Annotated in this window: 23 protein-coding genes; 10 read left to right on the top strand and 13 right to left on the bottom strand. The window is 46.1% G+C overall.

The genetic code is table 11. The annotated features are described in order from the left end of the window. Window positions 1–26: 26 nt before the first annotated feature. Complete coding sequence (phhA, locus tag Q365_RS0105935) at window positions 27–815, bottom strand: phenylalanine 4-monooxygenase (RefSeq protein ID WP_028022476.1); 789 nt, start codon at window positions 813–815, stop codon at window positions 27–29. A gap of 338 nt (window positions 816–1,153) precedes the next feature. Here phhA and Q365_RS0105930 point away from each other — a divergent pair, with 338 nt between their 5' ends. The 8 genes from Q365_RS0105930 (at window position 1,154) to Q365_RS0105895 (ending at window position 7,527) form a co-directional block, all read left to right on the top strand. After that, window positions 1,154–1,975, top strand: a complete 822-nt coding sequence (locus tag Q365_RS0105930) for an EAL domain-containing protein (protein WP_028022475.1) — start codon at window positions 1,154–1,156, stop codon at window positions 1,973–1,975. A 220-nt stretch (window positions 1,976–2,195) separates the two neighbouring features. After that, window positions 2,196–3,140 carry a ribosome biogenesis GTPase YlqF gene (ylqF, locus tag Q365_RS0105925; RefSeq protein ID WP_028022474.1) on the top strand — a complete coding sequence of 315 codons (945 nt, stop codon included), beginning with the start codon at window positions 2,196–2,198 and terminating at the stop codon, window positions 3,138–3,140. Between the two features lie 212 nt (window positions 3,141–3,352). Next, window positions 3,353–4,294, top strand: coding sequence for a Dyp-type peroxidase (locus Q365_RS0105920; RefSeq protein WP_028022473.1), 942 nt, complete (start codon window positions 3,353–3,355; stop codon window positions 4,292–4,294). A 380-nt stretch (window positions 4,295–4,674) separates the two neighbouring features. After that, window positions 4,675–5,313, top strand: coding sequence for a glutathione S-transferase family protein (locus Q365_RS0105915; RefSeq protein WP_028022472.1), 639 nt, complete (start codon window positions 4,675–4,677; stop codon window positions 5,311–5,313). Between the two features lie 116 nt (window positions 5,314–5,429). Then, complete coding sequence (locus tag Q365_RS27120; protein ID WP_028022471.1) at window positions 5,430–5,672, top strand: hypothetical protein; 243 nt, start codon at window positions 5,430–5,432, stop codon at window positions 5,670–5,672. A 150-nt stretch (window positions 5,673–5,822) separates the two neighbouring features. Beyond that, window positions 5,823–6,332: a metal-dependent hydrolase gene (locus Q365_RS0105905; RefSeq protein ID WP_028022470.1), complete on the top strand. Its 510-nt coding sequence runs from the start codon at window positions 5,823–5,825 to the stop codon at window positions 6,330–6,332. Window positions 6,333–6,481: 149 nt separating this feature from the next. Then, window positions 6,482–6,949 carry an ASCH domain-containing protein gene (locus Q365_RS0105900; protein WP_028022469.1) on the top strand — a complete coding sequence of 156 codons (468 nt, stop codon included), beginning with the start codon at window positions 6,482–6,484 and terminating at the stop codon, window positions 6,947–6,949. Between the two features lie 53 nt (window positions 6,950–7,002). After that, the gene (locus tag Q365_RS0105895; protein ID WP_028022468.1) at window positions 7,003–7,527 is read left to right on the top strand and encodes a GNAT family N-acetyltransferase; all 525 of its coding nucleotides are present in this window, start codon (window positions 7,003–7,005) and stop codon (window positions 7,525–7,527) included. 179 nt (window positions 7,528–7,706) lie between these two features. Here Q365_RS0105895 and Q365_RS0105890 read toward each other — a convergent pair whose 3' ends face one another. Both Q365_RS0105890 and Q365_RS0105885 read right to left on the bottom strand, forming a co-directional pair. Then, complete coding sequence (locus Q365_RS0105890) at window positions 7,707–8,132, bottom strand: hypothetical protein (RefSeq protein ID WP_028022467.1); 426 nt, start codon at window positions 8,130–8,132, stop codon at window positions 7,707–7,709. A 141-nt stretch (window positions 8,133–8,273) separates the two neighbouring features. Then, a complete protein-coding gene (locus Q365_RS0105885) occupies window positions 8,274–8,723 on the bottom strand; it encodes a hypothetical protein (protein WP_028022466.1) in 450 nt (149 codons plus the stop codon). Between the two features lie 417 nt (window positions 8,724–9,140). Here Q365_RS0105885 and yiaY point away from each other — a divergent pair, with 417 nt between their 5' ends. Next, window positions 9,141–10,289 carry an L-threonine dehydrogenase gene (yiaY, locus tag Q365_RS0105875; RefSeq protein WP_028022465.1) on the top strand — a complete coding sequence of 383 codons (1,149 nt, stop codon included), beginning with the start codon at window positions 9,141–9,143 and terminating at the stop codon, window positions 10,287–10,289. Window positions 10,290–10,372: 83 nt separating this feature from the next. On the opposite strand, the gene Q365_RS0105870 is transcribed toward yiaY, so the two are convergent. From Q365_RS0105870 to nrdD, 10 genes are all read right to left on the bottom strand, one after another. After that, a complete protein-coding gene (locus tag Q365_RS0105870) occupies window positions 10,373–10,738 on the bottom strand; it encodes a RidA family protein (protein ID WP_028022464.1) in 366 nt (121 codons plus the stop codon). A gap of 86 nt (window positions 10,739–10,824) precedes the next feature. Then, window positions 10,825–12,009, bottom strand: a complete 1,185-nt coding sequence (locus tag Q365_RS0105865; RefSeq protein WP_028022463.1) for an amino acid aminotransferase — start codon at window positions 12,007–12,009, stop codon at window positions 10,825–10,827. A gap of 98 nt (window positions 12,010–12,107) precedes the next feature. Then, window positions 12,108–12,662: an ATP-dependent zinc protease family protein gene (locus Q365_RS0105860; protein WP_051563758.1), complete on the bottom strand. Its 555-nt coding sequence runs from the start codon at window positions 12,660–12,662 to the stop codon at window positions 12,108–12,110. 170 nt (window positions 12,663–12,832) lie between these two features. After that, the gene (sigZ, locus tag Q365_RS0105855) at window positions 12,833–13,369 is read right to left on the bottom strand and encodes an RNA polymerase sigma factor SigZ (RefSeq protein WP_028022461.1); all 537 of its coding nucleotides are present in this window, start codon (window positions 13,367–13,369) and stop codon (window positions 12,833–12,835) included. Between the two features lie 61 nt (window positions 13,370–13,430). Further along, on the bottom strand, window positions 13,431–14,891 hold the full coding sequence (locus Q365_RS0105850) for a glutathione synthase (protein ID WP_035024564.1): 1,461 nt from the start codon (window positions 14,889–14,891) through the stop codon (window positions 13,431–13,433). A 25-nt stretch (window positions 14,892–14,916) separates the two neighbouring features. Further along, window positions 14,917–16,746 carry an ABC transporter ATP-binding protein gene (locus tag Q365_RS0105845; RefSeq protein WP_051563757.1) on the bottom strand — a complete coding sequence of 610 codons (1,830 nt, stop codon included), beginning with the start codon at window positions 16,744–16,746 and terminating at the stop codon, window positions 14,917–14,919. Beyond that, on the bottom strand, window positions 16,739–18,556 hold the full coding sequence (locus Q365_RS25510; RefSeq protein ID WP_051563756.1) for an ABC transporter ATP-binding protein: 1,818 nt from the start codon (window positions 18,554–18,556) through the stop codon (window positions 16,739–16,741). Before Q365_RS25510 ends, Q365_RS0105845 begins: the two co-directional genes overlap by 8 nt. A 16-nt stretch (window positions 18,557–18,572) precedes the next feature. Further along, window positions 18,573–20,120 (bottom strand): glutamate--cysteine ligase, encoded by a 1,548-nt coding sequence (gene gshA / locus Q365_RS0105835; protein ID WP_028022458.1) that lies wholly within the window; start codon window positions 20,118–20,120, stop codon window positions 18,573–18,575. A 272-nt stretch (window positions 20,121–20,392) separates the two neighbouring features. Next, a complete protein-coding gene (gene nrdG, locus Q365_RS0105830) occupies window positions 20,393–20,860 on the bottom strand; it encodes an anaerobic ribonucleoside-triphosphate reductase-activating protein (protein WP_028022457.1) in 468 nt (155 codons plus the stop codon). 9 nt (window positions 20,861–20,869) lie between these two features. Next, window positions 20,870–22,990 carry an anaerobic ribonucleoside-triphosphate reductase gene (nrdD, locus tag Q365_RS0105825; protein ID WP_028022456.1) on the bottom strand — a complete coding sequence of 707 codons (2,121 nt, stop codon included), beginning with the start codon at window positions 22,988–22,990 and terminating at the stop codon, window positions 20,870–20,872. Between the two features lie 526 nt (window positions 22,991–23,516). Between nrdD and Q365_RS0105820 the strand changes: the two genes are divergently transcribed. After that, window positions 23,517–24,479, top strand: coding sequence for an endonuclease/exonuclease/phosphatase family protein (locus Q365_RS0105820; RefSeq protein WP_245621503.1), 963 nt, complete (start codon window positions 23,517–23,519; stop codon window positions 24,477–24,479). Window positions 24,480–24,584: the final 105 nt, after the last annotated feature.

Genomic DNA, 24,584 nt, shown 5'->3' with positions numbered 1-24,584 from the left:
ACTTACTCTCCTTTTTCCGCCTTTAATTACGCGATCTTTTCTCGATAACAGGGTGGATGAAGTCCCAACGACATGGCGCGATGAACACAAGCCATTAGGTCTAACTGTTGAAGCTCGTACAAGGCATCAAGCGATTCCAAGTAGAAGTAAACTGGCTGAAGAATGTCGATACGATATGGCGTTCGCATTACATCAACAACATCCAGCTTCTTCCTCAATGGAACATGGCTGCTATAAGCATAATCCGTTTCGGCGGGTGACGATAAAATCCCACCACCATAAAGTGACCTATGACCGGACGACTCAATTAAGCCAAACTCTACCGTAAACCAATATAGTCGCGCTAAATACACACGTTCAGCCTTTGTCGCCTTAACGCCAAGTTGCCCGTATAACTGGGTGAAATCTGCAAAAGCTTTGTGAGTGAGCATGGCACAATGGCCAAAAATTTCATGAAAATAATCTGGTTCCTGCAAGTAATCAAGGTCCGCAACTGAACGCAAAAATGTCGCTACCGGAAAACGCTTAGATGCAAGCAAAGCAAAGAAGCGGTCAAAATCAATCAAGGCGGGAACGGGTTCGAGTTGCCATCCCGTTGCCTTATCGAGCACCTTATTGATATCTGTTAACTGAGGGACATGATCCTCCGAAAGGTTAAGCATGGACAACCCTTCTAAGTATTCGTGACAGGCTTTACCTTCGATACAGCTAAGTTGCCGAGAGATCAGGCGCTGCCAAATGTCATCTTCTTCCCTGCTCCAAGCAACCTTCCCGAGCGCGTTAAGAGGCTTTGATTCATAGTGACTCAGTTTCATACCTGTCATCCCTCTACTCGTTCCACTCTAAAACGATAGACTCTCCCTTCGGAAACTGGCACTAGATGCTTGGCGTTACAGTATGAACGTATGTAAAAATTATTTTACGCTACGCTTTTACATCACTATTTTTATAGAGTGAGTGTCTATCTAACTTGCCATTTGAATTAACAACATGTTCTGTTATTGGGACACACTATTGGCACAGATCACATAAACAGTTTGGGCGCTGTAAGCATTTATTCTCTCAATGCTTTCTTTGCCGTACTATGCGTTCAATCAACAGGAACAAGCTCCCAGCATGCGGTAAGAGGAGAAACAACGTCGTGGATAACCACTTGAGAACCAGGGAAGCATTTGAACAATGCTTGAGCACCGATGAAACCGGTGAACTCATTGCTTTGTATGATGATTTGGTACTAAGAAGTGTCTATCAACCTATATTTCGCGGCGATGGTTCAATTGTGGGCTTTGAAGCGTTAGTAAGAGCCAATAACCCAGATGGGGAGGCTGTTTGCCCTGCCCATTTATTTCGGCACCTCGATCAGCAACATCCTGACTACCGCTCTCAGATAGATATCGATAGGCTAGCCCGAGTAATCCATCTTCGGAATTTCGCTCCTTATGCTGGTAAACACGCGATTTTCATCAATATGTTGCCTTCTTCCGCCGTCGCGGCAATCTCAAAATTTTCAAACCAAAACCTCATGGTGAAACGGCTTGAGGAGTTAAACATTCCTCGTCATCACGTTGTTCTGGAAGTTGTCGAGCATCTTCATGACGATGTTCAAGCGCTCGCTATTGCATCTGCTATCTCAGTTGATAATGGTTTCCGTATTGCCATCGACGACTACGGTGTGAGCGGCTCGCAAGACGCTCGCGTCCACTCCCTTAACCCAAGTATTATCAAAATCGACCGCTCGTTGTTGCAGTCCTATATGCAAGGTGACACTCAGCCTATGCTAGATGGTATCGCCATCGCCAAAGAGGTATTTGCAGAGGTGCTGGTAGAAGGGATCGAAAACGAAGCGGAGTACATGGCAATGAAAGCATTGGAGATTGACTACTTCCAAGGTTTTCATTTAGGCATGCCGCAAAAGATAACCGATTATTTCGGCGATATTGTTCAAACCGAGATCACTCAGCTAACGGTCGGCTAAATCGCCTCGCCGCTTAGATGTCGTGATGACGAGTCGATGATGGCTTATGAGCGCCATTCTGGTTACGTCTTGTTCATTATTTTTCTAATCCTCACAACCTTTTCCGTTGTCATCAGTAAAGTGTTAAAATCCCCGCCATATTAACGCCCAAGCGACTATTGCCCGTCAATTAAGTCCCTTTTCCCGGCGATAACACCGATTTATTAAGGCAATCATTTTTATGATTAACAACTCTATTCAGTGGTTTCCTGGCCACATGCACAAAGCTCGTAAAGAGATTGAAGAAGTCGTTCCTAAAATCGACGTCATCATTGAAGTTCTCGATGCGCGCATTCCGTTCAGCAGTGAAAACCCACTGATCCGACGCATTCGCAAAGACAAGCCAGTCATCAAAGTATTGAATAAACGCGACCTTGCTGACCCAGAGATGACAGCCCTATGGCTTGAACATCTTGAGAAAGAGCAAGGCGTAAAGGCGATGGCTATCACCACAGATAACGTGGGTGAAGTGAATAAGATCATGGATCTTTGCCGCAAGTTAGCGCCTCATCGTGAAGACATGGGCAAAAGCATTCGCACTATGATCATGGGCATTCCGAACGTTGGAAAATCGACCATCATCAATACATTGGCAGGCCGTGTTATCGCGAAAACCGGTAACCAACCTGCGGTCACGCGTCAGCAGCAGCGTATTAACCTGCAAAATGGTGTGATCTTGTCAGATACACCAGGGATTTTGTGGCCAAAAGTAGAAAACCCACACAGCGGTTTTCGCTTAGCCGCCACTGGTGCGGTTAAAGACACGGCGATGGAATACGACGAAGTCGCATTTTACACCGTGGAATATCTGGCAAAGGCTTATCCGCAACTCCTGAAGAATCGTTACAACATCGAAGAGTTGCCAGATAGCGAAGTCGAGTTGATGGAAGCCATTGGCGAGAAACGCGGTTGTTTGCGAGCTGGTGGAAGAATCGACATTCACAAAGCGTCTGAAATTCTGATTAACGATCTTCGTAACGGCACGCTGGGCTTAATCACCCTTGAGCACCCAGATATGATCGACAAAGAATTGGTCGAAGTGGAAGAAGCCGCCACACTAAAAGCTGAACAAAAAGCCAAAGTGAAAGAAGAACGCCGTAAGCGTTATTTGAAGAACAAACGCTAATCCCTAACGCCCTCGTCTCGAGGGCGTTAACTTTTACGCCGACAAGATCCATCTGTTTACTGTCTCCTATATCCCTTTCTCCATGCCGCTTTCAAACTCACGCCATTTTCGTTTCGTCTCGTCTCGTCTCATTCCTACCCCACTTTGCCTAGCAAAGCTGTTCTATTCTGACGTGAGGTAAGAAATCACCCGATCAGAGGATAGGACGAACTATGAACGAACTTGCTTCAATGGCACAAATTGGCGCACTGACCGACCCAACCACCCACGCAGAGTTCTTAACCTTTGTGCTAAAAGACCAATGGCTAACGGTGGACGACATCAATGACGCCTTGTCTCAACTGCCGGGTATTCAAAAATCTATTCGGCAAAAAGATCCTTCCGCCAATATCTCTGTCACCATCGGGTTTTCTGCCAACGCTTGGCCTTTGCTGTTTCCTGACCTTTCTCTTCCCGCTGAATTACATGTATTTCCCGAAATGACCGACGGAGCAAGGCACTTCCCTTCGACCGCGGGAGACATATTTCTAATGGTGAAATCTGAACGGAAAGATCTGAATTTCCAAATCGCCAAGTACTCAGCCAAAGCGCTATCCGGCGTTGCTGATTTAACGGAAGATATTCAGGGCTATAAGTATCTCGATAACCGCGACATGATCGATTTTGTTGATGGCACTGAAAATCCCATCGATGAAGAGCGTCTCGAATCTGTCCTTGTAGATGATGAAAACGACACCTATCGAGGTGGAAGCTATTTGGTGGTTCAACGTTATATTGATCGCCAATCGCTGTGGGATGACCAACCGACGGAGCATCAAGAGAAAGTCGTCGGACGTACCAAAATGGATGACATAGAACTGGACGATGAAGAGAAGCCCGTTTGGGCGCACAACAACAAAAGCAAGGTTGAGATAGATGGCGAAGAGGTAAAAATGTATCGCCAGAATCGCCCTTACGGCAATGCCATTGAGCATGGCACTATGTTTGTTGGGTTTTCGAAAACACCTTCAATCATCGAAACGTCGTTAACTCAAATGATCAATGCAGATGAAAACGGCGATTATGATCGTCTGTTAGATTTCGTTGAAGCCAAAACAGGTGCAAGTTACTTTGTTCCGTCCCAGTCATTCATCGACGCACATTTTGACGATTAACGCATACACCCTCTGAAAATGACATTGCGTGAATAGAAGATAAAAGGCTGACAAAATGTCAGCCTTATTTATCCATGAATGACTCTTGATGTGTCGGTTTGAACGCTTTCTTTCAATCTCTCGCTTCAAAGTGACGAGAACCGACGGTTGAGCCTAATCAGTACCGCCTCCAAGAATCAATCCAATACACCGGATCAAAATTCCATTTTGGAGATCATTCACAGAACGAGATTTTCAGTGAAAATAAAGCGAATTAAAATCAATCAGTAACAGTGAAATCAGGTAGGATTCCTTGTTATCGATTGACAAAACATCGTGTTTAATTTCGACATTTTTCCACTAATACACTGTTATAAACCGATCAATCTTCGGAGTTCAACTTGTACAAATTATTCTATTACCCGCGCAATGCTAGCTGGGCTCCTCATATGCTTCTTGAGGAAATAGGCGCTGATTATGAACTCGTATTAGTTGATAGAAAATCAGAAGAGCAAAAGTCAAACGACTACCTAAAGCTCAACCCTACTGGACGAATCCCCACTCTAGTTACTGATGATTTAGTTATTTTTGAAAGTGCGGCGATTTGCGTACATTTGTGCGATGAACATCCACATTCAAATATGATCCCAAATATCGGAGATAAATACCGCCCAGAATTTTATCAGTGGCTCTTTTACCTAACCAGTACCATCCAACCAGAGATGATGTTGTATATTTATCCACACAAACATACATCATGCATCAATACTGCTGAGTCAATTTCAAGGACTCAAGAGGATCGTGTTACTGAAATGTTCAAACTGATCGATAGTCAATTAGAAAACAAAACGTTTTTAGTTGGCAACCAACTGAGCGTTTGTGACTTTTTCCTATTTATGCTTTCGTATTGGGCAAGTGGGTTTAAAAAACCCCCGCTGTCATTTGAACATTTAGCAAGGTATCTGAAAGAGTTAGCTAAAAGACCATCGGTTAAGCATGTGTGTGATATTGAAGGAACAAGTTTAGATGCGTATAGATAGCATGGCTTTTAATTGAAGCTTCTCTCAAATCACAAAATCTAATAATTAATGCGATTCCCACGACGGCTTGCTATGCAATTATATAATTTATTCATAAAGAAATGACAGGGTGTTTCATGAGCAATCGATTTTGTGATAAATGCGGCAAAGAAGCACAACATAAAGAGGTAATGAAGCAAAAACCATCTAAGTATGGGAAAAGCAGAAAAGAGCAGTTTAAGGCATTTCTAGATGGATTTTTTAGCGGTTCGGCCTCCTCGTTACCCGGCGGTGGTTCTTTAGAAGTGACTGACAGGTACCTAGTATGCACTCGGTGTGGCAAGCATACTCTTGAGAATCATGGTTTGGAGTTTCAATAATTGGGCTACAACCAACCCACATCTCAAACGATGAAATGAGCCACAAAATCAAGCAGTTTGGGTATGATGCCGTGTTATTAACGAACAAAACTTCGCGTTTGATTCCGACATTTTCCACCTAATACACTTTTACATTTACGAAGGAAGATTATGCCGTTCACTCCATTTCATATGGGCTCAGGAATCCTTATTAAAGCAATACTCCAAGGGAGCTTTAGCTTAATGGTATTTGGGTGGTCTCAAATCATAATGGATCTGCAACCATTGTGGGTACTGCTAAATGGTCATGGTCACATGCATGGTTTTTCTCATACATTTATTGGTAGTTCATTACTGGCAGTAATATCAGCTTTATCGGGCAAATACCTTTCAGAATTTGGCTTAATTATTTTAAAAATATCTAAAGATTCTCAACCAATTAAAATCTCTTGGTTAGTCGCATTCATAAGTGCATTTATCGGTTGTTTTAGCCACGTCATTCTTGACGGCATCATCCACTATGATGTTCAGCCTTTTTATCCTTTTACATTAAACAACCCAATGTTGGGGAATGTGTCTTTTGCTAGTATGCATAAGCTTTGTTTATATGCGGGACTATTTGGTGGCGCATTATTTTACCTTGTACAGTGGCATAATCGTAAACCTAAGAATTCCAAATAGAGTGGCTTTGCATAAAACTTTCGAATTTATGGGAATTGCAGGCATTGTTCGTGTGAAAACTGAGTATCAACTTTGAAGTGCAGCATAGCAATGACATCAAATATCGCTCGCCGTTTACGACAGCGTTAGAAATTAGGGAAAACTCATACATGGATGCAAGATATAAGGACTATTTTCAGTCCTATACCAACACATTGCCTGATTCTGAACTAGCAAAAATTGGTGGTGTAGAAACGACATATTTTTGTGATGATGAATACAATACTAATGAGTGTGCACGCCTAGTTGCAGAAGGAAGAAAACAAGCAACATGCAGTGTCAAAGAAGCCTACAAAATTGAAGATGTTGACTTCCCTCAAGTCGGGCAACACCAAATAGTCCTTGATTGGGATAAGAATCCTGTTTGTATCGTCAAGATCACCAATGTTTCGTTCCGCCCATTTGGTCTTGTTAGCCGTGAGTTTGCTGAGTCTGAAGGCGAAGGTGATGGCACTTACGAATGGTGGTACAAGGCTCACAATGACTTTTTCACAGAGGACTGTAAATCGTCTTATGGCATCGATTTCAATGATTCTACCGAGTTGGTCTTAGTGTCATTTGAGCGAGTGTTCAAATAAATTGCTTATAAGAACAGTAGTAACGGACGTTATATAACAAATTGGGAAGTATATTGAGAGAGTTTAGGAAGGCATTACCTGAAGATATTGATGCAATATCATTGATCTCAGTCGAAGGCTGGAAGTACGCTTACAAAGGCATCATGTCAGATGAGGATTTGAAATCTATCAATCCAAAGACGAGGGCTAAACGTAGAGTAAAACTCACGAGTGAAAACCGTCTATCAACTTTTGTTTGTGGCTATCAAGGTTCGTTGGTTGGGTTTGTAGACTTCGAAAAATCCCGAGATGATGATAGCCACGATTGTGTTGGAGAGGTTTGGGCTATTTATATACTCCCTCAATTCATTGGCAAAAACTTCGGAAAAGAACTCATAGCTTTGTCGCTTCAGGAGTTATCTCAAATGGGCTTCTCTGAAGTTACAATTTGGGTTCTTGAAGATAACCAATTAGCCAGAAGGTTTTATGAGCGGCAGGGTTTTCAGCTCGATTCAAAAGAAAAGCTTTACCAAGGTTTAAAGGAAGTAAGGTATCGTAAGAAATTAGAAAATAATTCGCCACAATTCAACAGACAGTAAATTAATTTTGATTGTAGATTGTAGATTGTAGATTGTAGATTGTAGATTGTAGATTGTTTTTAACCCTACATGATATTTGTGCAGCAAAAATTTCAAAACAAAAAAGGCTTAAAGCGTCAACTCTAAGCCTTTTTAGTCCGATGGTAACTTGCAGTACCATCCAGTATGAGTCAGTGCAATTACATCACACACTCTTGAGCGGCTTTCGCTTTCTCTATGCCCTTGTCGATGACAGACAATGCATCTTCGTTACCGATCGAAGAAAGTACGGTGTTCAGCAATTTCTCGGCTGTGCTTTCTGACGTGGCATCAACCAAACAGCTGTATGCGTTGGCGACTTGTTCTCTCACTTCAACAAGTGCTTGTGGGTCGGAAAAATCAGCTTTGACTGCTTCTTCGACGGACATTGCCAGTGCTTTCGCGGAATCCGCCGCGTCTCCAAATTGGTCTAGATTTAATTCGCCTAAATCTACGGATTCAATTTGCTGCTGAAGACCGTCTACTGCTTTGTTAGCCGCATCTTGCGCCTGATCAATTGCCTTCGCAGCGTCATCACAACCCGTCAAAGCAAAAAGAAGTACCATGGCTGTTATGGATTTTTTCATCATATTAGACCTCGAAAGCCGATTCTTGTTGGCAGATCTTAATTGAATAAATGGTGGCAAGAAACAGGAATAGCGTAACGAGGTGTTATCTGCTGAATAGTTAAACATAAATGCTCTCATTTACTCAGCAAATCACTGCTATCACTCTTTTCCTTTCACATCCGCCAGCGTCCAAGCACACACATCGTCATCAGTAAGCCTTTCGAGCTTAACCACCGACAGTTGGAACTTCTTAGCATGGGAGAGAAAGTCAGGCAGGTAGGCCGCTATCGTTTCGTTACAAGAGAGATAAAGTCGCTTCTTGGTTTCTACCGCGATGTCGACAAGTTTGAGAAGATCTAGCGGCTTCAATAGATGGGCATCGTCGACCGTTATGAATGGGCAATCACGAGCGACAATATCATTCCATTCTTCTTCTGTAACACTGGTATCTCCACCGCAATAGGCGATTTTGGCCTTGGAAACATCGATGAGGAAAGAAAACCCGTCGTATTGTTCACATAGGAACCTTGTTTTGTCTGTTCGATTCGGGCCTACGATAAGGCTAATGTCGTGAAGTTTAAGTTGATGGTCGACCTTGTACCAGAGCATGCTTTCCCTATATGCAACTGTGAGTGAATGACAAAAGGTATCGTAGTTGCGCTTCTCGTTCATGTCTATTTATATGAACTTTTTTATACCTAAATGAAGACGACAACGACGAGAATAGCCCTCTGCATTACTGAACCTCAGTGAAAACGTGCCACGAGCACATATGATCGCCAGTCATCAACCAATTAAAAATAAAATAAATATTTACTTTTCAATATATTAACACTGCCTGCAATTAAAATGATCTGGTTCAAACTCTTGGCACACGCCACCATCACCAGACCCGTCGTTTGATTCAGATCAAAGTGCATCGCGCTCAATAAATGCTAAAAAATCTAGGCACGGACAAGATGGGCGACATACTCACCCTCTGCGTCTAACTAATAATTATTAACGTGATCATCACGGAGAAACGAAATGACAAGTGCATTTTACATCCCTACAGTTAACTTAATGGGCGCAGGTTGCCTTACCGACGCTGTCAACGCGATTCAGTCACACGGTTTCAAAAACGGTCTGATTGTGACCGACAAAGTATTGAATGAGATTGGCGTCGTCGAAAAAGTCACGGCTCTACTCTCAGAGCGTGGCGTAATGACTGCCGTTTTTGATGGCACTCAACCCAACCCAACCATTGGTAACGTTGAGGCTGGACTAGCGATACTTGAAGCAAATAGCTGTGATTTTGTTATTTCACTGGGTGGTGGTTCACCGCATGACTGTGCAAAAGGCATTGCTCTGGTAGCCGCAAATGGCGGTAAAATTGGTGACTATGAAGGTGTCGACCAGTCAGCGAAAGCGCAGCTTCCTCTCATTGCTATCAATACCACAGCCGGTACTGCATCTGAAATGACTCGCTTCTGCATCATTACCGATGAAGAGCGCCACATCAAAATGGCTATCGTGGACAAAAACACCACGCCATTAATTTCAGTGAATGACCCAGAATTGATGCTGGCGAAACCAAAATCTCTGACTGCCGCGACGGGTATGGATGCGTTAACTCATGCGGTTGAAGCCTACGTTTCTATCGCAGCATCTCCTATCACTGACGCTGTGGCGATTAAGGCGATTGAACTCATTCAAGCACACTTACGCACCGCAGTTAATGATGGACAAAACCTAGAAGCCCGCGAGCAAATGGCTTACGCGCAATTCATGGCTGGCATGGCGTTCAACAACGCTTCTTTGGGTTACGTGCACGCAATGGCTCACCAGCTTGGTGGTTTCTACGACTTGCCACATGGCGTGTGTAATGCCGTTCTCCTTCCACACGTTCAAAAATATAACGTACAGGTATCAGCGAGCCGTTTACGTGATGTTGCGAAGGCAATGGGCGTTAACGTCGATAACCTAACCGCAGAACAAGGCGCTGAAGCCGCAATTGAAGCGATTCAGGTTCTATCTAAAGACGTAGGTATTCCAGCAGGTTTGGAAGCGCTAGGCGTAAAAGCCGATGACTTCGCTGTTCTGGCTGAAAATGCACTGAAAGATGCGTGTGGTTTTACGAATCCTAAACAAGCGACCCATGCTGAGATTTGTGAAATTTTCCGCAGCGCAATGTAAGCGTCGTTATTGAATAGTTCAATGTACAAAAAAGGGCAGCGTGTTTGTCGCTGCCCTTTCGTTATGATTCGTTCGGTCGCCAATTACGACTGGAACTCTTCGCCTGCCGCAGCGACAAAAGCCATTTCAACTAAGTAGCCAGGATCGGCAAGTTCCGCTTTCACACACGCGCGACTTGGTGCTGTGCCCGCTTCAAACCATGCATCCCATACACTGTTAAGCGCTTCTAGGTTTGCAAAATCGGTAATATAAATGGTCACAGAAAGGATGCGCGTTTTATCACTAGCCACTAACGCCAACATTTCTTCTGCTTGCTTAAGTACCTGAGCAGTTTGGCCAGCGATATCGGCAGTTAAGTCGCTTTCTGGCACTTCTACGAAGTGAGCAATGCCATTGAATACAGTAACATCTGACCAACGCTGAGCCGGGTTAATACGATGAATTTTCATGATTTTTATCTACGTTATCTATTGAATGCATGGGAAAACAAAGCCAGCACAATGCTGGCTTTATCGAAAACATAATCTCGAATGGCTTATTTAGAAACAGCAATCAAGGCATCGGCTAAGTAATCAATACGCGATTCCGTCAAACCCGCGACGTTAATTCGGCTGTCACCAACTGCATAGATGCCAAAATCTTCTCTTAACTTAAGCATCTGCTCCGGCGACATCGCCAGCATCGAAAACATGCCTTTGTGTTCTTTAATGAAATCGAAGTGACCGTCACCGGTACGGGCACTAAGTGCTGCAGTTAAGCCATCACGAAGAGACACGATGCGACCACGCATGCTATCCAACTCTTCACGCCACACCTTGGTGAGTTCATCACTGGTCAAAATCGTTTCAACAATCGCTGCGCCGTGATCAGGTGGCATGGTGTACGTTGAACGCGCCAACTGCAGAATACGGCCTTTGGCATTGGTGGCTTCATTGGCATTTTTGCCGATAACAATGGCTGCGCCAGTGCGCTCGCGGTACAGGCCAAAGTTCTTTGAACATGACGTCGCAATCAGCATTTCTTCTACTGAGTCAGCCAGCACACGAAGTCCGTAGCCATCTTCTTCTAAGCCTTCACCAAAACCTTGGTAGGCGATATCAACAAAAGGCGTAAAACCGTTCTTTTGTGCCAACTCGTTAATCGCTTGCCAATGCTCTGGGCGAATATCCGCACCTGTTGGGTTATGGCAACAGCCATGCAGAAGTACGACATCATCCGGGCCCGCTTTGCTCAAAGCTTCGAGCATTGCTTCAGGGTTTACTTGTTTCGTCGCCGCATCAAAGTACGGGTAAAATTTGACGTGTAAACCTGCAGCTTGCATGACGGGCTTATGGTTCACGTAGCTCGGGTCAGTGATCCATACCGTTGTCACTGGCTTGGCGAGATACATCAGATCGCCCAACATACGAAGCGCACCACTTGCGCCTGGCGTTTGAACCGTGGCACAGCGTGAGTAGCCATCAGTGCCTTTAAGAAGAAGATCAGTCATGACTTGGTTAAATGTTTCGTTTCCGGCGAGCCCCACATAGCTTTTTGTGGTCTGAGAATCAGCCAGTTGCTGCTGCGCGGCTTTGACTGCCTGCATAATAGGTGTGTTACCTTGGCTGTCTTTATAAACGCCAATGCCCAAATCCATTTTATCCGCACGAGTATCTCCGCGAAATGCAATGGAAAGAGACAGAATGGGGTCTTGTTGCGCCGGAGAAAGCAGATCTAACATGGAATAACATCCTTATTTAACGGCAATAATTACGTACCTTACCCAAAGACAAGCGTGGTGAAAACAAAAAACCGCGATGTTCGGTCTTTCCCTTGTCATCATTGGTTTACGGCAGTTTCCGGTTTGGTTTCCGGTTTAGGCTGAACGTATTTTCTGCTCACATCAACGAGCGCGGTATGTTTCAAATAGGTTCGTCCAAGCAGCACCGGAAAATTGAGGTGATTACGATCACGCAGCGTAAATTCCGTGTCCATGGTGGTATCACCAATCGTGATCGGCAGATTCACGACATATCTTCGCTCATAGCCTTCTGAACTGGATTGAATAATTCTCACGGTTCGCTCAACCGCTTTCTCAATCAGCGCGCTTTGCCCCTCATTGTGAGCCAAGCGAAACTTCACCCACTTGTCTCCATCACGTTCGAACGATTCAATATCAATTGCGCTGATAGAGGATGTTGTCGCCCCTGTATCGACGCGGGCCATGGCAACAACACCAAGTTCATCGACTCTGACCCACTCTTTCTCACCCATGATCATTTTGCCGTTGGGAGAGTGTTCGTAAACAGGAGGTGTGGTATCGGTATTTGCAACGGCATGACCAATTGGAAGAAGGAAAGTGCAAAACAGCAAGGTGGCAATTTTACGATTCAAGGCGGCACTCCTTAATAGTGAAATTCAACGATACCATCACAATAAATTGGTACCGAAAACAACCGTTAGGTCTCATATATCGACAATCATTAAAGCCATAAGTTCTTGTTATATTTTGTCATTATCGAAGGCTTTTTTGATTCAATGCGAATGGGCTTTCATGGGTTATATCAGCAACCGCAATCTTTACGCTCTTCGTAGTCTATGACGCTGCCGTTTTTATCAAGCTTTAGCTCACAGCACTCATTGAACAGTGCATTGATTTTTGAGCGGCTTTTCTGAAGGCGTGATTTGAGCGTGGAGTAGTTCATACCGTATTTTTCAGCATAAGCTTTCTGAGACTGCCCATATAGTTCGATAGCCGTCAGCATGTCGGCATCTTCACGCGGCAATGCTTGAATAAAAGGCAACATACATTCAGACAACTCTTCACGGACATCATCTTTGTCATGCTCAAACCAAAGGTCATCTTGTGTCAGGTGTTTACCTTTGCCCTTTTGACGGTAGAAGTCGATGATGGCATTGTTCGCAACCTGAAACAGCCAAGACTTTATCTTGGTATTGTCTCGGACCTCTTCTAGGTGCAGGTACGTTTTTAGCACGATGTCTTGTAACAGATCGTCCACGTCATCAGGGTTTGACACTTTCGCATGCAGAAAGGCTTTTACGCTTGATTGGTATTCGCCCCAAATGGTTTCTATCGTCATCGTCTTACTCAAAGATAAAGACCGCGAGATCCGCGGCCTTAGTGGTTCAGAAGGAAGTATATCAGTCAATCAGCGTAATGGAATCAAGTATCCCTTTTCCACTGTGAATGCCACCTTCGTTTTCTTTGGCCGGTTTGCTTCGAACAAGATAACCGGCATAACCCGCGTGTTCTGTCATTGCCTGACCATTGAAAAATGCAGTGAACAAGCCAATCTCACTGACCAAATCATCAACTTTGGTTTGAACCCCGTTACGCACCGCAAGGGTCGGACGCTCACGTTCGTGCGGGTATAACCGCTGCATTAACGCCCATGCGTCATATTCTTCTGGATTGAGCAAATGCAATTTCGCGCTAATGTCCTCACCAAAAATACAATGCCCTCCACCCTCTCCTTGGTTTTTTAGCACCCAATCCTGCTTAACAGCTTCATTTTCAAACCATGTAATTGTCGACGAAGACACGGGTAACATGTCGGCCAAGACGCTGTTGACGAGCACCGCTTCTTCTTCGGTTAGTCCCCACTTTGTCAGGGCTGATGTCTTCATCATCGTCAGGATCATTTGCATCGTCTTGCTGGTCGCCAATTGCTGGCTCACCGTCGCGTTCACCGCCACGTTGTGTTGCTCAATAAAAACGCGGATCTGGCTTAGTGTCGCACAACAGTTTGGTTCAAGCAGTTCAGGCGCGAAGTAATCCGAAAACTGATAGCCTGCACGCAGATAGACCACGTCTAGCGCGCCGACGTTTTCTAGCATCAAACGTTGATTATCGCCCGAGTACAATTGCGACGACAGTTGGTGGAAGGTGCGACGAACTGTGCGGATACCGAGAGATTGTAATGCCACTTCCAACAAGTGCTGGTCATACACATTGTCTTCGTCTTTTTGTACGACCATTAGGAAAGTGGGTTTTCCCTCTTCGCCAAACGCATCTCGCACTTGCTGTCCTGACGTCGCAATGGCGTTCGCTAGCTGCTCCAAGCATTGGTTATCGGCCGGTGTCGCCGTTGGGGATTCAATCCAGTCTTGATACGTTTTTGGCCATTGGCGACGCATGAAGTCGTGCAACTCATTGGCTCGTTGACCAAAGGGTCCCATACCCGCGGCGATACCATTAAACTCGATAACTTTCGCCCCTTGTTGACGGTCATCCATGTAATCCGTCCGCATCAGCAGTAAAGGCTGACGAGGTGCCGCCTTCGGCGCTTCCTCAGTACCGTGGATCTGCTCGTGCATCCAGAATAAACGGTCGAAAAACGGATCGGCTTTCGCCATGTCGGTCAGCGATGCTTTAAGGAATGCATGATCTTCGGACACCGCACTGATCAGCTTGGTCAGAATCGGGGTCACCTTTAGCAAATGCTCGTATACACGACGCTTCATCGTCATTGGTGCAACGCTAAACGGGCAATGGCGCGCCGTTCCGTCTGCATTTTTAATCGCCACACCGTGCATCATCGCCCACTGTAAGGCTTCGTCGGTAATTTGTTTGTCAATCAAAGGGATATTCAAATTTTTCATCGTACTACCTTCATTGAAAAATGCGTCATGCGATCACGAGACCAAGATGGGCATTTTCAGAATCATGTTCTTCTTTTTCTTTCTGCGCTAAATCCAGCTCTCGGTATTCACCTGGCTGAGACACAAGCGAATCGTGAGTGCCACGTTGAACAATTTTCCCTTTGCTCATTACCAGTATTTGGTCGGCATTTCTTATCGTTGAAAGGCGATGAGCGACAGCAATAACGGTTCGTCCATACTGAATGGCAGACAATGCCTTTTTTACGGCTTCTTCGGTTTCGCTATCAATATTCGCGGTTGCCTCGTCCAATAGGTAAATCTCTGGCCCATGTGCGAGTACACGTGCCAATGCAACCAGCTGTTTTTCGCCCACAGACAGTGATGCACCGCCATGCCCGGGTTGATGGTCATATCCATCTGGCAATCTTGTAATAAAGCTCGATGCATTGACCGCCTCCGCTGCTGTCTCGGCAACATCAGAATCCGTACCACGTGATGCAGATAAATCGATGTTGTCTCTGAGAGAACCCGAGAACATATAGGGGTCTTGCGACACTAGCCCGATCAATTGACGTACCTGCGCGTCTGGTAACGACTGAATCGGCATGCCACCGATCAACACCTCTCCTTGATGATGCTGATAAAAACGCATCAGCAAGTTAGCCACGGAGCTTTTCCCACTGCCGCTGTGACCGACGATTGCCGTGAATTCACCGCTTTTTGCCACAAAGCTGACATCGTCCAATGCGTTTATGCCCTCTTCATACGCCATTTTGACGTGACGAAATTCGATATCTTTGTGGGCGGGTAACGTCACTGGTGCTAGGTGCGTGTTGTGCGTTTCATCCGTCGGCTCATCCAATAGCTCAAACACTCGCGCTGACGAGACCAATGCCACCTGCATTTTTCGTAATTCCATCGACAGCTGACGGAACGGTTCAAAGAAACGCTCGATGTAATTCAAAAACGCATACAAAGTACCGATTTCAACCACGGTTTGAAGCGACGCCATACCAAACCATGCCACGATGGCTAACGCGGCAAATGCGCCAATCAAGCGGGTAAAAGGCAGAAGCATCAAGCTATCAATAGCAATCGAACGTGCTCTGAACGCAAACCATGCATCGTTGTCTTGCTTGAATTTCGCTCTAAACGCTTTTTCCTGACCAAATGCCTGCACCAGCGACATTCCCTGTAGCGATTCACTGATCCGGTTGTTGATATGACTAATTTGAACCCGAATGCCATCCAGTACTGGCGTAGACAATTTGCGATAAGCGTTCATGGTCAATAGCAGCACTGGGATGAGCACCAAACTCAGCATCATCAAACGCCAATCCAGCAGAGAAATGGCGATAAAAATGCCCGTGATACGCAAACTGCCTTGAATGATGGTCGGCAAGGTTGAGACGAACAAATCTCGCAAAGACTCGGTGTCGTTGGTGACGTAGGAGACCATCCGCCCTGTTGAAGAGCGGTCAAATGCAGCAATCGGCAGCTTCAACACATGATCGAACAATTGCTTTCTGACATCGTTCACCACCAGCAGCGCGCCGTGGCGAAATGAAACAGCCTGTAAATACTGGAAGCCACATTGCACGACATATAGGCCCAACACCGCGCCACTCAGTAACAGCAGGTGTTGCCAATTAAACTGGGTTGGAACAATCACGTCATCGATGATGATCTTGGCTAACCAAGGAATCGCCATTTCCGCGACCACCGCGACAAACAAAAAACCAAACGCCACGGCAAAACGAAGTTTATGAGGGCGTGTATAGCCCATGAGTCGCTTAAACGCGAAAGACTGCCGGGCACGCGGTACGTTTTCCTGCCCTGACTTGTTGTTATGCATGGTTGACCTCCACGGCATTATTTCTCGCTGTGTCACCGCTCACTTGTGGCGCGTCTAGCCCATCTATGTCTTGCAGTGGGTGATGCGCCTGTCGTTCATACACCTTTGCATACCAGCCTTGTGCCTCCATTAATGCGCAATGATTACCACGTTCTGCAACACGACCTTGCTCGAGAACCAGAATGTCATCGGCATGACGAAGATTGGGTAAACGCTGGGTCACCAACAACATCGATTTGTGTGAAAAGTGTTTTTTCAAATTGTGTCGAACCAAGGCTTCGGTTCGCATGTCCAGCGCACTAAATGGGTCATCCAGCAATAAGATGTCAGCGCCAGTCAACAACGCGCGCGCCAAAGCAACACGCTGCCTTTGACCACCAGAAAGGTTGGATCCATTTTCTGAAAGCTCACTGTCGAACCCGTCTTTCATCGCATTAATTTCGGCAGTAATACCTGCCACTTCTGCGACGAATTCTATTTCTTTGCGTGTCGCTGTAGGGTTACCCAGCGCTATGTTGTCTGCAATCGTTCCTGAAAACAGTTGCGGATTTTGAGGTACCCACGCCATTGTTTGGCGTAACGCGTTAAAGGTCAGTTCCTCCGTCGAAATGCCAGCCAATGCGAGGTGTGAGGCGTTATCGCTCAGCGTGAACTGACGAAGAATCAGGCTGATTAGCGAACTTTTCCCTCCCCCAGTTGGCCCAGTGACGCCAATGAAACCTCCTTGATTGAGGTTGAAGTGAACGTTCTCAAGCACATTGTGCGTCGAAGATGGGTACGCAAATTCACGGATATCAACGTCTAACGTTAGGGGCGTATTCGCGGGAACCTCTTTTGTCCCTTCCACAACATCTGGTTGTTGCTTAAAGACCGTTTCAAGACGTTTCCAAGACGTATTGCCTCGCTGGAACACATTGAACTGCCAGCCAAATTGCAGGAAAGGCCCCAGCAATTGGGCAAGGTACAAAGTAAAGCTGGTAAACAAACCCACGGAGAGTGCACCGGTGTTAATCATCCATGCGCCGTACACTAAGGTGATCACAAACGATGAGCCGTAGATCAATTGAATGGTTGGGCCAAATAACGCATCCACTTTCGCCACTTCTATATTGGCATCCAGCGTTTCTTCTAAGTTATCTGCGAACCGAGCTTGCTGGCGTTGATTAATACCATGTGACCGTACTGCCCGAATACCCGCTACCGTCTCCCTCACTTCTTCATTCAGAAGAGAAAACGCGCCCTGCGCTCGTCCAAACCGTTTTTGCATGCCAGCGCCATATCGTCGCGTCACGTAGACCAACAAAGGAAATGGCAGTAATGCGACGGCAGTCAGATGACCACTCACAAGAAAAACCATACCGAAAATCACAGTAAAACCGGCGATCAGCGAGTCGACTAAGGTCATCACGCCATCACCTGCGGCTTGCTCAACCGCGTTCAGGTCATTGGTCGCGTGCGCCATTAAATCGCCCGTGCTGTGTTTATGATAAAACGACGGTGATAAACGCGTTAGGTGCGCAAACAGGTCAGTTCTCACCGCGCGGGATATTTCTATCGCTGCGCCGTACAGTTGACTGTTCCACACATAACGAAGCCCATACATGGTGATCGCCGCGACGACAATCCCAACCAAATGTAAGCCAAGGAAATCAGCTGTCAGTGTGTTGGTGCTAATTGCATCGACAATACGGCCAATCAGCCAAGGCGGCGCCAGATTCAACAGCGCAACCGTTTGTAACGCAACGAAGGCGATAAGATAGCGTCGGGTACACAGTCGCATGTACCCGCGCATTTTCCAGATTAATTCCATGAAGTGTTGTCTCGTATTAGCAGTCGCAGGTGATGGCGTTTTTCTTGCTGAGGAAATCTTCAAACGACACGGGTTGTTCTGCCTCTAGCACTTGCTGTTCGCGTAACGAACTTGGCACCATGGCGGTCAGTTGGTCGTGAAGATCGGGCTCTACTGAGAACTCTCGGTGAGTTTGCATATGAGCTTGAGACAAGGTGGTTACGAGAGCGGTGTAACCGATGCCTCCTTGCTGCATATCTGCGACCATCATTGCGGATGGCGTCAATGCAGGATCATGCAATTTCTGATTTTCGAGCATCAGACTTTGCGAATACTCATGGGTATCAAACGCACGGTCGAACAACGAAGCGACGTCTGCCATCTCCGCCAACAATTTCGTCCCTAACTCAACCAATGAATGGTCACCTGTCAGCGTCGGCAGCATCAAGTTCGGTTTACGTCCCATGGTCGCGACGCTCTCCATGCGTGACTTAATCACTGATTGCTCTTCCACCGTGAGCGATGGGCTCGGCGTTAAAGCACAGTACGTCAAAAACATATCCAAGAAATGACTTTGTGTTTCATTGATCCCGAGAGGTAAATACGGGTTATTGTCGACGGTGCGAAGTTCGACATATTCAACGCCCTTGCGACAAAGTGCTTCCAAGGGGCGCATGTCTTTCGCCACTACTTTCGGGCGAATTGCCCCATAAAGCTCCGCTTCCAACTGCAAGATCGCCGCATTGAGTTGCTGCCCTTCTTCAATCGACAGATATTTCTCACTCGGCTTAGCCAACAGCGCAGACACCCCTTGGAGGTAGGTGTTTTTGTCGTTGTAGCTAATAGGATATTGCGACTGTTCACTGTTGGTGTAACCAAAACGACTAAGACGCAATGATGTCGCCCAAGGCATGTAAAGCGTTTCGGAGTCCAATGCCTCCAACGCATCTAAATCTTGCTCACGGCCCGCCACATAGCTTTTGTCTAATGCGGGTGATGCGCCAAAGAGATACGCCACAATCCAACCATGGCGCATGGCATTGCGGATCAGGTGGAAATAGCGCTCTGAAATAAAGTCCGCCAATGACAAAGGGCTTTGCGCTTGTGCGTGTAGGATCGTCCAGAAGTTGTCAGGCAATGAGAAGTTGTAGTGAATACCTGAAATGGTCTGCATTCTTTTGCCATAACGATTCGCTAAACCTTGGCGATAACGCATTTTCATTTGTGCAGCATTGGAGGTGCCATAGTTCGCAATCTCAATCGCCTCTTCTTCTGGCAAAACCGGCGGTAAACTTCCCGCCCACAGCATGTCTTGATTCGCCAAGTTTCCCGCCACGAAATGGTGGAGTGACGCCAAATGTGAAAATACCGCGTGTTTATCCGTATAGGCAGGCGTGATCAATTCCAACTGCGCTTCAGCAAAGTCAGTGGTGATAAACGGATGCATCAATGCTGAACCCAGCGACTCTGGGTGGGAATGTGGAGAAATTGCCCCTTTTGGGGTGGTGCGAACGGTTTCCTTTTCGATTCCGCGGCGAATGCCTCCTAGCGTCGCTGCCAATGTATTTATCGATGTTATTTTCATTTAGTTCTTATACAGCAAGGAATGAGTCACAACGCTCAAGCTATCTCGAGCGTTCATTTTTATGTTCTTTGCCTATAAGACGGAGAAGACGCAAAAAAGACGAAAGAAATTGGAAATTATTTTTCTTCACGAAAGTGCTGTCTCGAATTGAGGCTGAAGGCTGTATCACATAAGACAAAGCCCCAGCGAAATGGCTAGGGCTCAGTGGGCGGGATGAGACCCGTTAACGGCAAGTTTTGTGAAAGCTCAACCAACGAAGGTTCAATGGGAAATTAGCATCTCAGTCTGTGAATAACCTGATTGCTGCTGCCCCGCCAAGGTAGTGATGGATCAGCAAGATCTTTTTCAAACTTGCCGTCCACGAGAACATCGATAAGCGACACAATCTCATGCTGTTCGGCGGTCAGATTGGCTAACTCGTAGCCTGTCCATAACCAAATGTCTTTGCCTTCACATTCGAGGCGAACACGCTTCACCAATGCCAACACAGCTTGAACATTCGCGGGGTGCAATGGATCACCCCCGCTTAATGACAAACCACGGCGCTTGATACGCGTATCATTGAGATCGGCAATCACACGATCTTCCATCTGCTTATCGAAAACCTGACCCGAGGTTAATGACCAGGTGCTTTGGTTGTAGCAGCCACGGCATTGATGCTCACACCCAGCAACAAACAAGGTGCAGCGTGTGCCTTCGCCATTAACAACGTCAACCGGATAATACTGATGGAAATTCATGTTCAAACCTTACATGTGCTTAACGCGGCGCTGCACTTCTTCCTGTTTGCCATCATTGAATGGGCGCGCATCCGGGCTGCCTAAATAACCGCAAACGCGACGAGTGACAGACACCTTGGTTGAATCGTGATTACCGCAACTTGGACATACAAAGCCTTTGCTGGAACAATCAAATTCACCGGTAAAGCCGCATTCATAGCATTCGTCGATCGGCGTATTGGTGCCGTAGTAAGGCACGCGTTCGTAGCTGTAGTCCCAGACATTTTCTAACGCTTCAACGTTATGCTGAATGTTCGGGTATTCGCCGTAACAAATGAATCCGCCATTCGCGACTTCTGGGTATGGCATTTCAAAGTCGATTTTGTCGTACGGATTCACCGCTTTTTCCACATCTAGGTGGAAACTGTTGGTGTAGTAACCTTTGTCAGTCACGCCATCCACAACACCAAACTCTTTCGCGTCAATTTTACAGAAGCGACTGCACAAGTTTTCACTCGGGGTGCTGTAAAGGCTGAAACCGTAACCCGTTTCTTCTTTCCAGCTGTCAGTTTTCGCTTTCAGGTACTTAACCACATCCAAGGCTTTTTCGCGCAATACTTCAGAGTCATAAACATGCTCTTCGGTACCGTACAATGCGTTGATGGTTTCGTGAATGCCGATATAACCCAGTGAAATCGAAGCGCGACCATTTTTGAAGATCTCACTTACATCATCGTCTGGGTTCAAACGCACACCACACGCCCCTTCCATATAAAGGATGGGTGCAACACGGGCTTTCACACCGCGAAGGCGATCGATGCGAGAATCCAACCCTTCGCGTGCAACGTCCAGCACCTCATCAAGCATGGAGTAGAACGTTTCTTCGTTCCCATTGGCACGGAGTGCGATGCGCGGCAGGTTAATACTCACCACACCAATGTTGTTGCGACCTTCGTGGATCAGCTTGCCGTTCTCTTCATAGTCCGACAAGAAGCTACGACAGCCCATTGGCGTTTTGAATGATCCCGTCACTTCAACCACGCGATCATAGTTAAGAATGTCTGGATACATGCGCTTCGACGCGCACTCTAGTGCTAGCTGTTTAATGTCGTAGTTAGGCTCGCCATTCTTGAGGTTTAAGCCAGCTTTGACGCTAAACACCAACTTAGGGAATACCGCGGTTTTACGGTTTTTACCCAAGCCTTCAATACGATTGCGCAGAATGGATTTTTGGATCAAACGTGCTGACCACGAATCACCTAGACCAAATCCAAACGTGACAAACGGGGTTTGTCCATTCGCTGTGTGCAGTGTATTGACTTCGTATTCCAGCGACTGAAATGCGTCATAACATTCTTTTTCTGTACGGGCAGCGGCATAGCTTTCTGCATCTGCGATGTTCCACTCGCGAGCAACCATCAAATGCTTTTCGTAACTGATCTCAACGTAAGGCGCTAGCACTTCATCAATACGGTTTATTGTTGTGCCACCGTAAATGTGTGACGCAACTTGTGCGATGATCTGTGCCGTTACAGCGGTTGCCGTCTGGATAGATTTCGGCGTATCGATTTCCGCATTGCCCATTTTGAAGCCATGGGTGAGCATGTTTTCCAAATCAACCAACATACAGTTGAACATCGGGAAGAATGGCGCATAGTCCAAATCGTGGTAATGAATATCACCGTCATCGTGGGCGCGCACAACGTGCTTCGGCAACATGTACTGCTTGGCGTAGTGTTTGGCGACAATCCCTGCTAGCAAATCTCGCTGAGTCGGGATCACCTTGCTGTCTTTGTTTGCATTCTCGTTGAGAATGTCAGAATTCGTCTGCTCAACTAAGCCGCGAATTTCATGGCTTAAACGGCTTTTCTTTTCGCGCGCACTGTCACGGTCATGACGGTATTCGATATAAGCACGTGCGACTGCCTTGTAAGGGCCTGCCATCAAGTGGTTTTCTACTGCGTCTTGGATTTGATGGATATCCACTTCATCGTTACGCATCACTTGTGCAAGAACACCATCTGCTACTGCTGCTGCATAAGCTTGATCCATGTCTTCTACTGCTTGCGCGGCTCGAATCACTGCATCTTCGATACGTTGGCGCTGAAAAGGTACGCGGGCTCCATCGCGTTTGATGACAACAGGTTTCACAAATAGCTCCTCAAGGAATCACCCTTCAATTCAAGGGGAAATGGTTGCGCCAACTTGATTTCAAGGTGGGCACCACATCGGAAAAACGGCGCTAGGCTGACCATGTTCAAAACACGTCATTCACAGTATTGGTGCTGTATCGAACAAAGCTTAATCGCTAAAACAATCGACTTACACACAATTGTGAAGAACGTCAAGAAATACCAAATATGGGCAGAAAACTAACGAACACTACAATATGTGGTGCATTAGACCGTCGAGCCACGATCGATACATTGATTTAGATCATGGCACGAGGGGATGCGATTTTTATCTATTCGATTAATGGGGCTAAACGTCAAGAAATGAAAAAAGGCTGTAAAAAAGTGCAACAGGTAACGCAAAAATGTCACGTATAAAAAATATCACATACTGTATGCTCTACTATCCAACAGATAGCCAACTTCTTAAGCAGATTCGGTCAGGACGATCGCGAGGTTATCTGAAATATGTTGATTGGAATAACAAGAGAATATTAGCTCTGGATATGTCTTCGCTTCACGCACTGTCGCTTAACCGCATCGTTCAAACAAAACAGAGGTTTCAACAACTGAGTTTGTTGTTCTGCTTTTGTGTGAGTGTTATCTCGCTCCCTGTTCAAGCCAGCCTAACCCTTGCTACCTGGAACATGGAGTGGTTGACGGACAAAGGGGATCGGGTTCAAGGCAAGAGAGAAGCCGGAGATTACCTGATGATGCAAACTGTTGCTTCTGTCATTGATGCTGACCTTATTGCATTTCAAGAAGTGGACGGCCCAGAGTCCTTATCCAAAGTTCTCGACCCGCAGAAGTATGATTTTTATTTTTCCGACAGAGCGAAGCGCTATAAACGAAGCCGAGGCAGTCATCAATTTACCGGATGGGCGGTAAAAAAGGGTGTCGAAGTTATCGACCATAAAGACTATCAACCACTAGGGTTACCGACTTTTCTCTCGGCTGGCAATCTTCGCTATGGCGCCTATATAGAAGTGATCAGAGACAATGAGCCTTCTCTACACTTGCTGTCGATTCATCTCAAATCTGGCTGCTTCGAGAAGGCGGTGCGCCGAAATAATAGCTGTAAAAAACTCGAACGACAGATTGAAGCACTTGCTATCTGGATCAATGCTAAACAGAAACTTGGCCAGGAATTCATTATTGCGGGCGACTTTAACCATTATTTGAATGAACGCAATGAATGGGCGTGGAAGTCACTGCTCGATCAAACAGAACCAAATTCCGTCATTAATCTCTCCGCCTCAACACCCGCAAAGTGCAAAGCGAGAAAGTTCAACTATCGCACCAAGCGATGGGAACACGTCGTATACAATAAGCTAATCGATCACATTGTTGCTAGCCCCGGCGCGATCGATCATGAAAACGTCCCCAAAGCCTCCCAATATAAGTATTCTTACCACGCAGTGGCGACTTACCGGCTTTCTGATCACTGCCCTATCATTGTTGATTTATAACGCTACTGCTCTTAATTCGCCTCAATCAGATAAAAATCAGTTTTTTGCATCAAACTAATGCGCCTTTGACGCTTTACTGACAAAGCTGACAGACCAATGTGCCAT

The organism is Enterovibrio calviensis DSM 14347 (assembly GCF_000621165.1).
GTDB classification, from domain to species: domain Bacteria; phylum Pseudomonadota; class Gammaproteobacteria; order Enterobacterales; family Vibrionaceae; genus Enterovibrio; species Enterovibrio calviensis.
The sequence above is the reverse complement of the archived record's forward strand: the minus strand, read 5'-3'. Positions and strand labels throughout refer to the sequence as shown.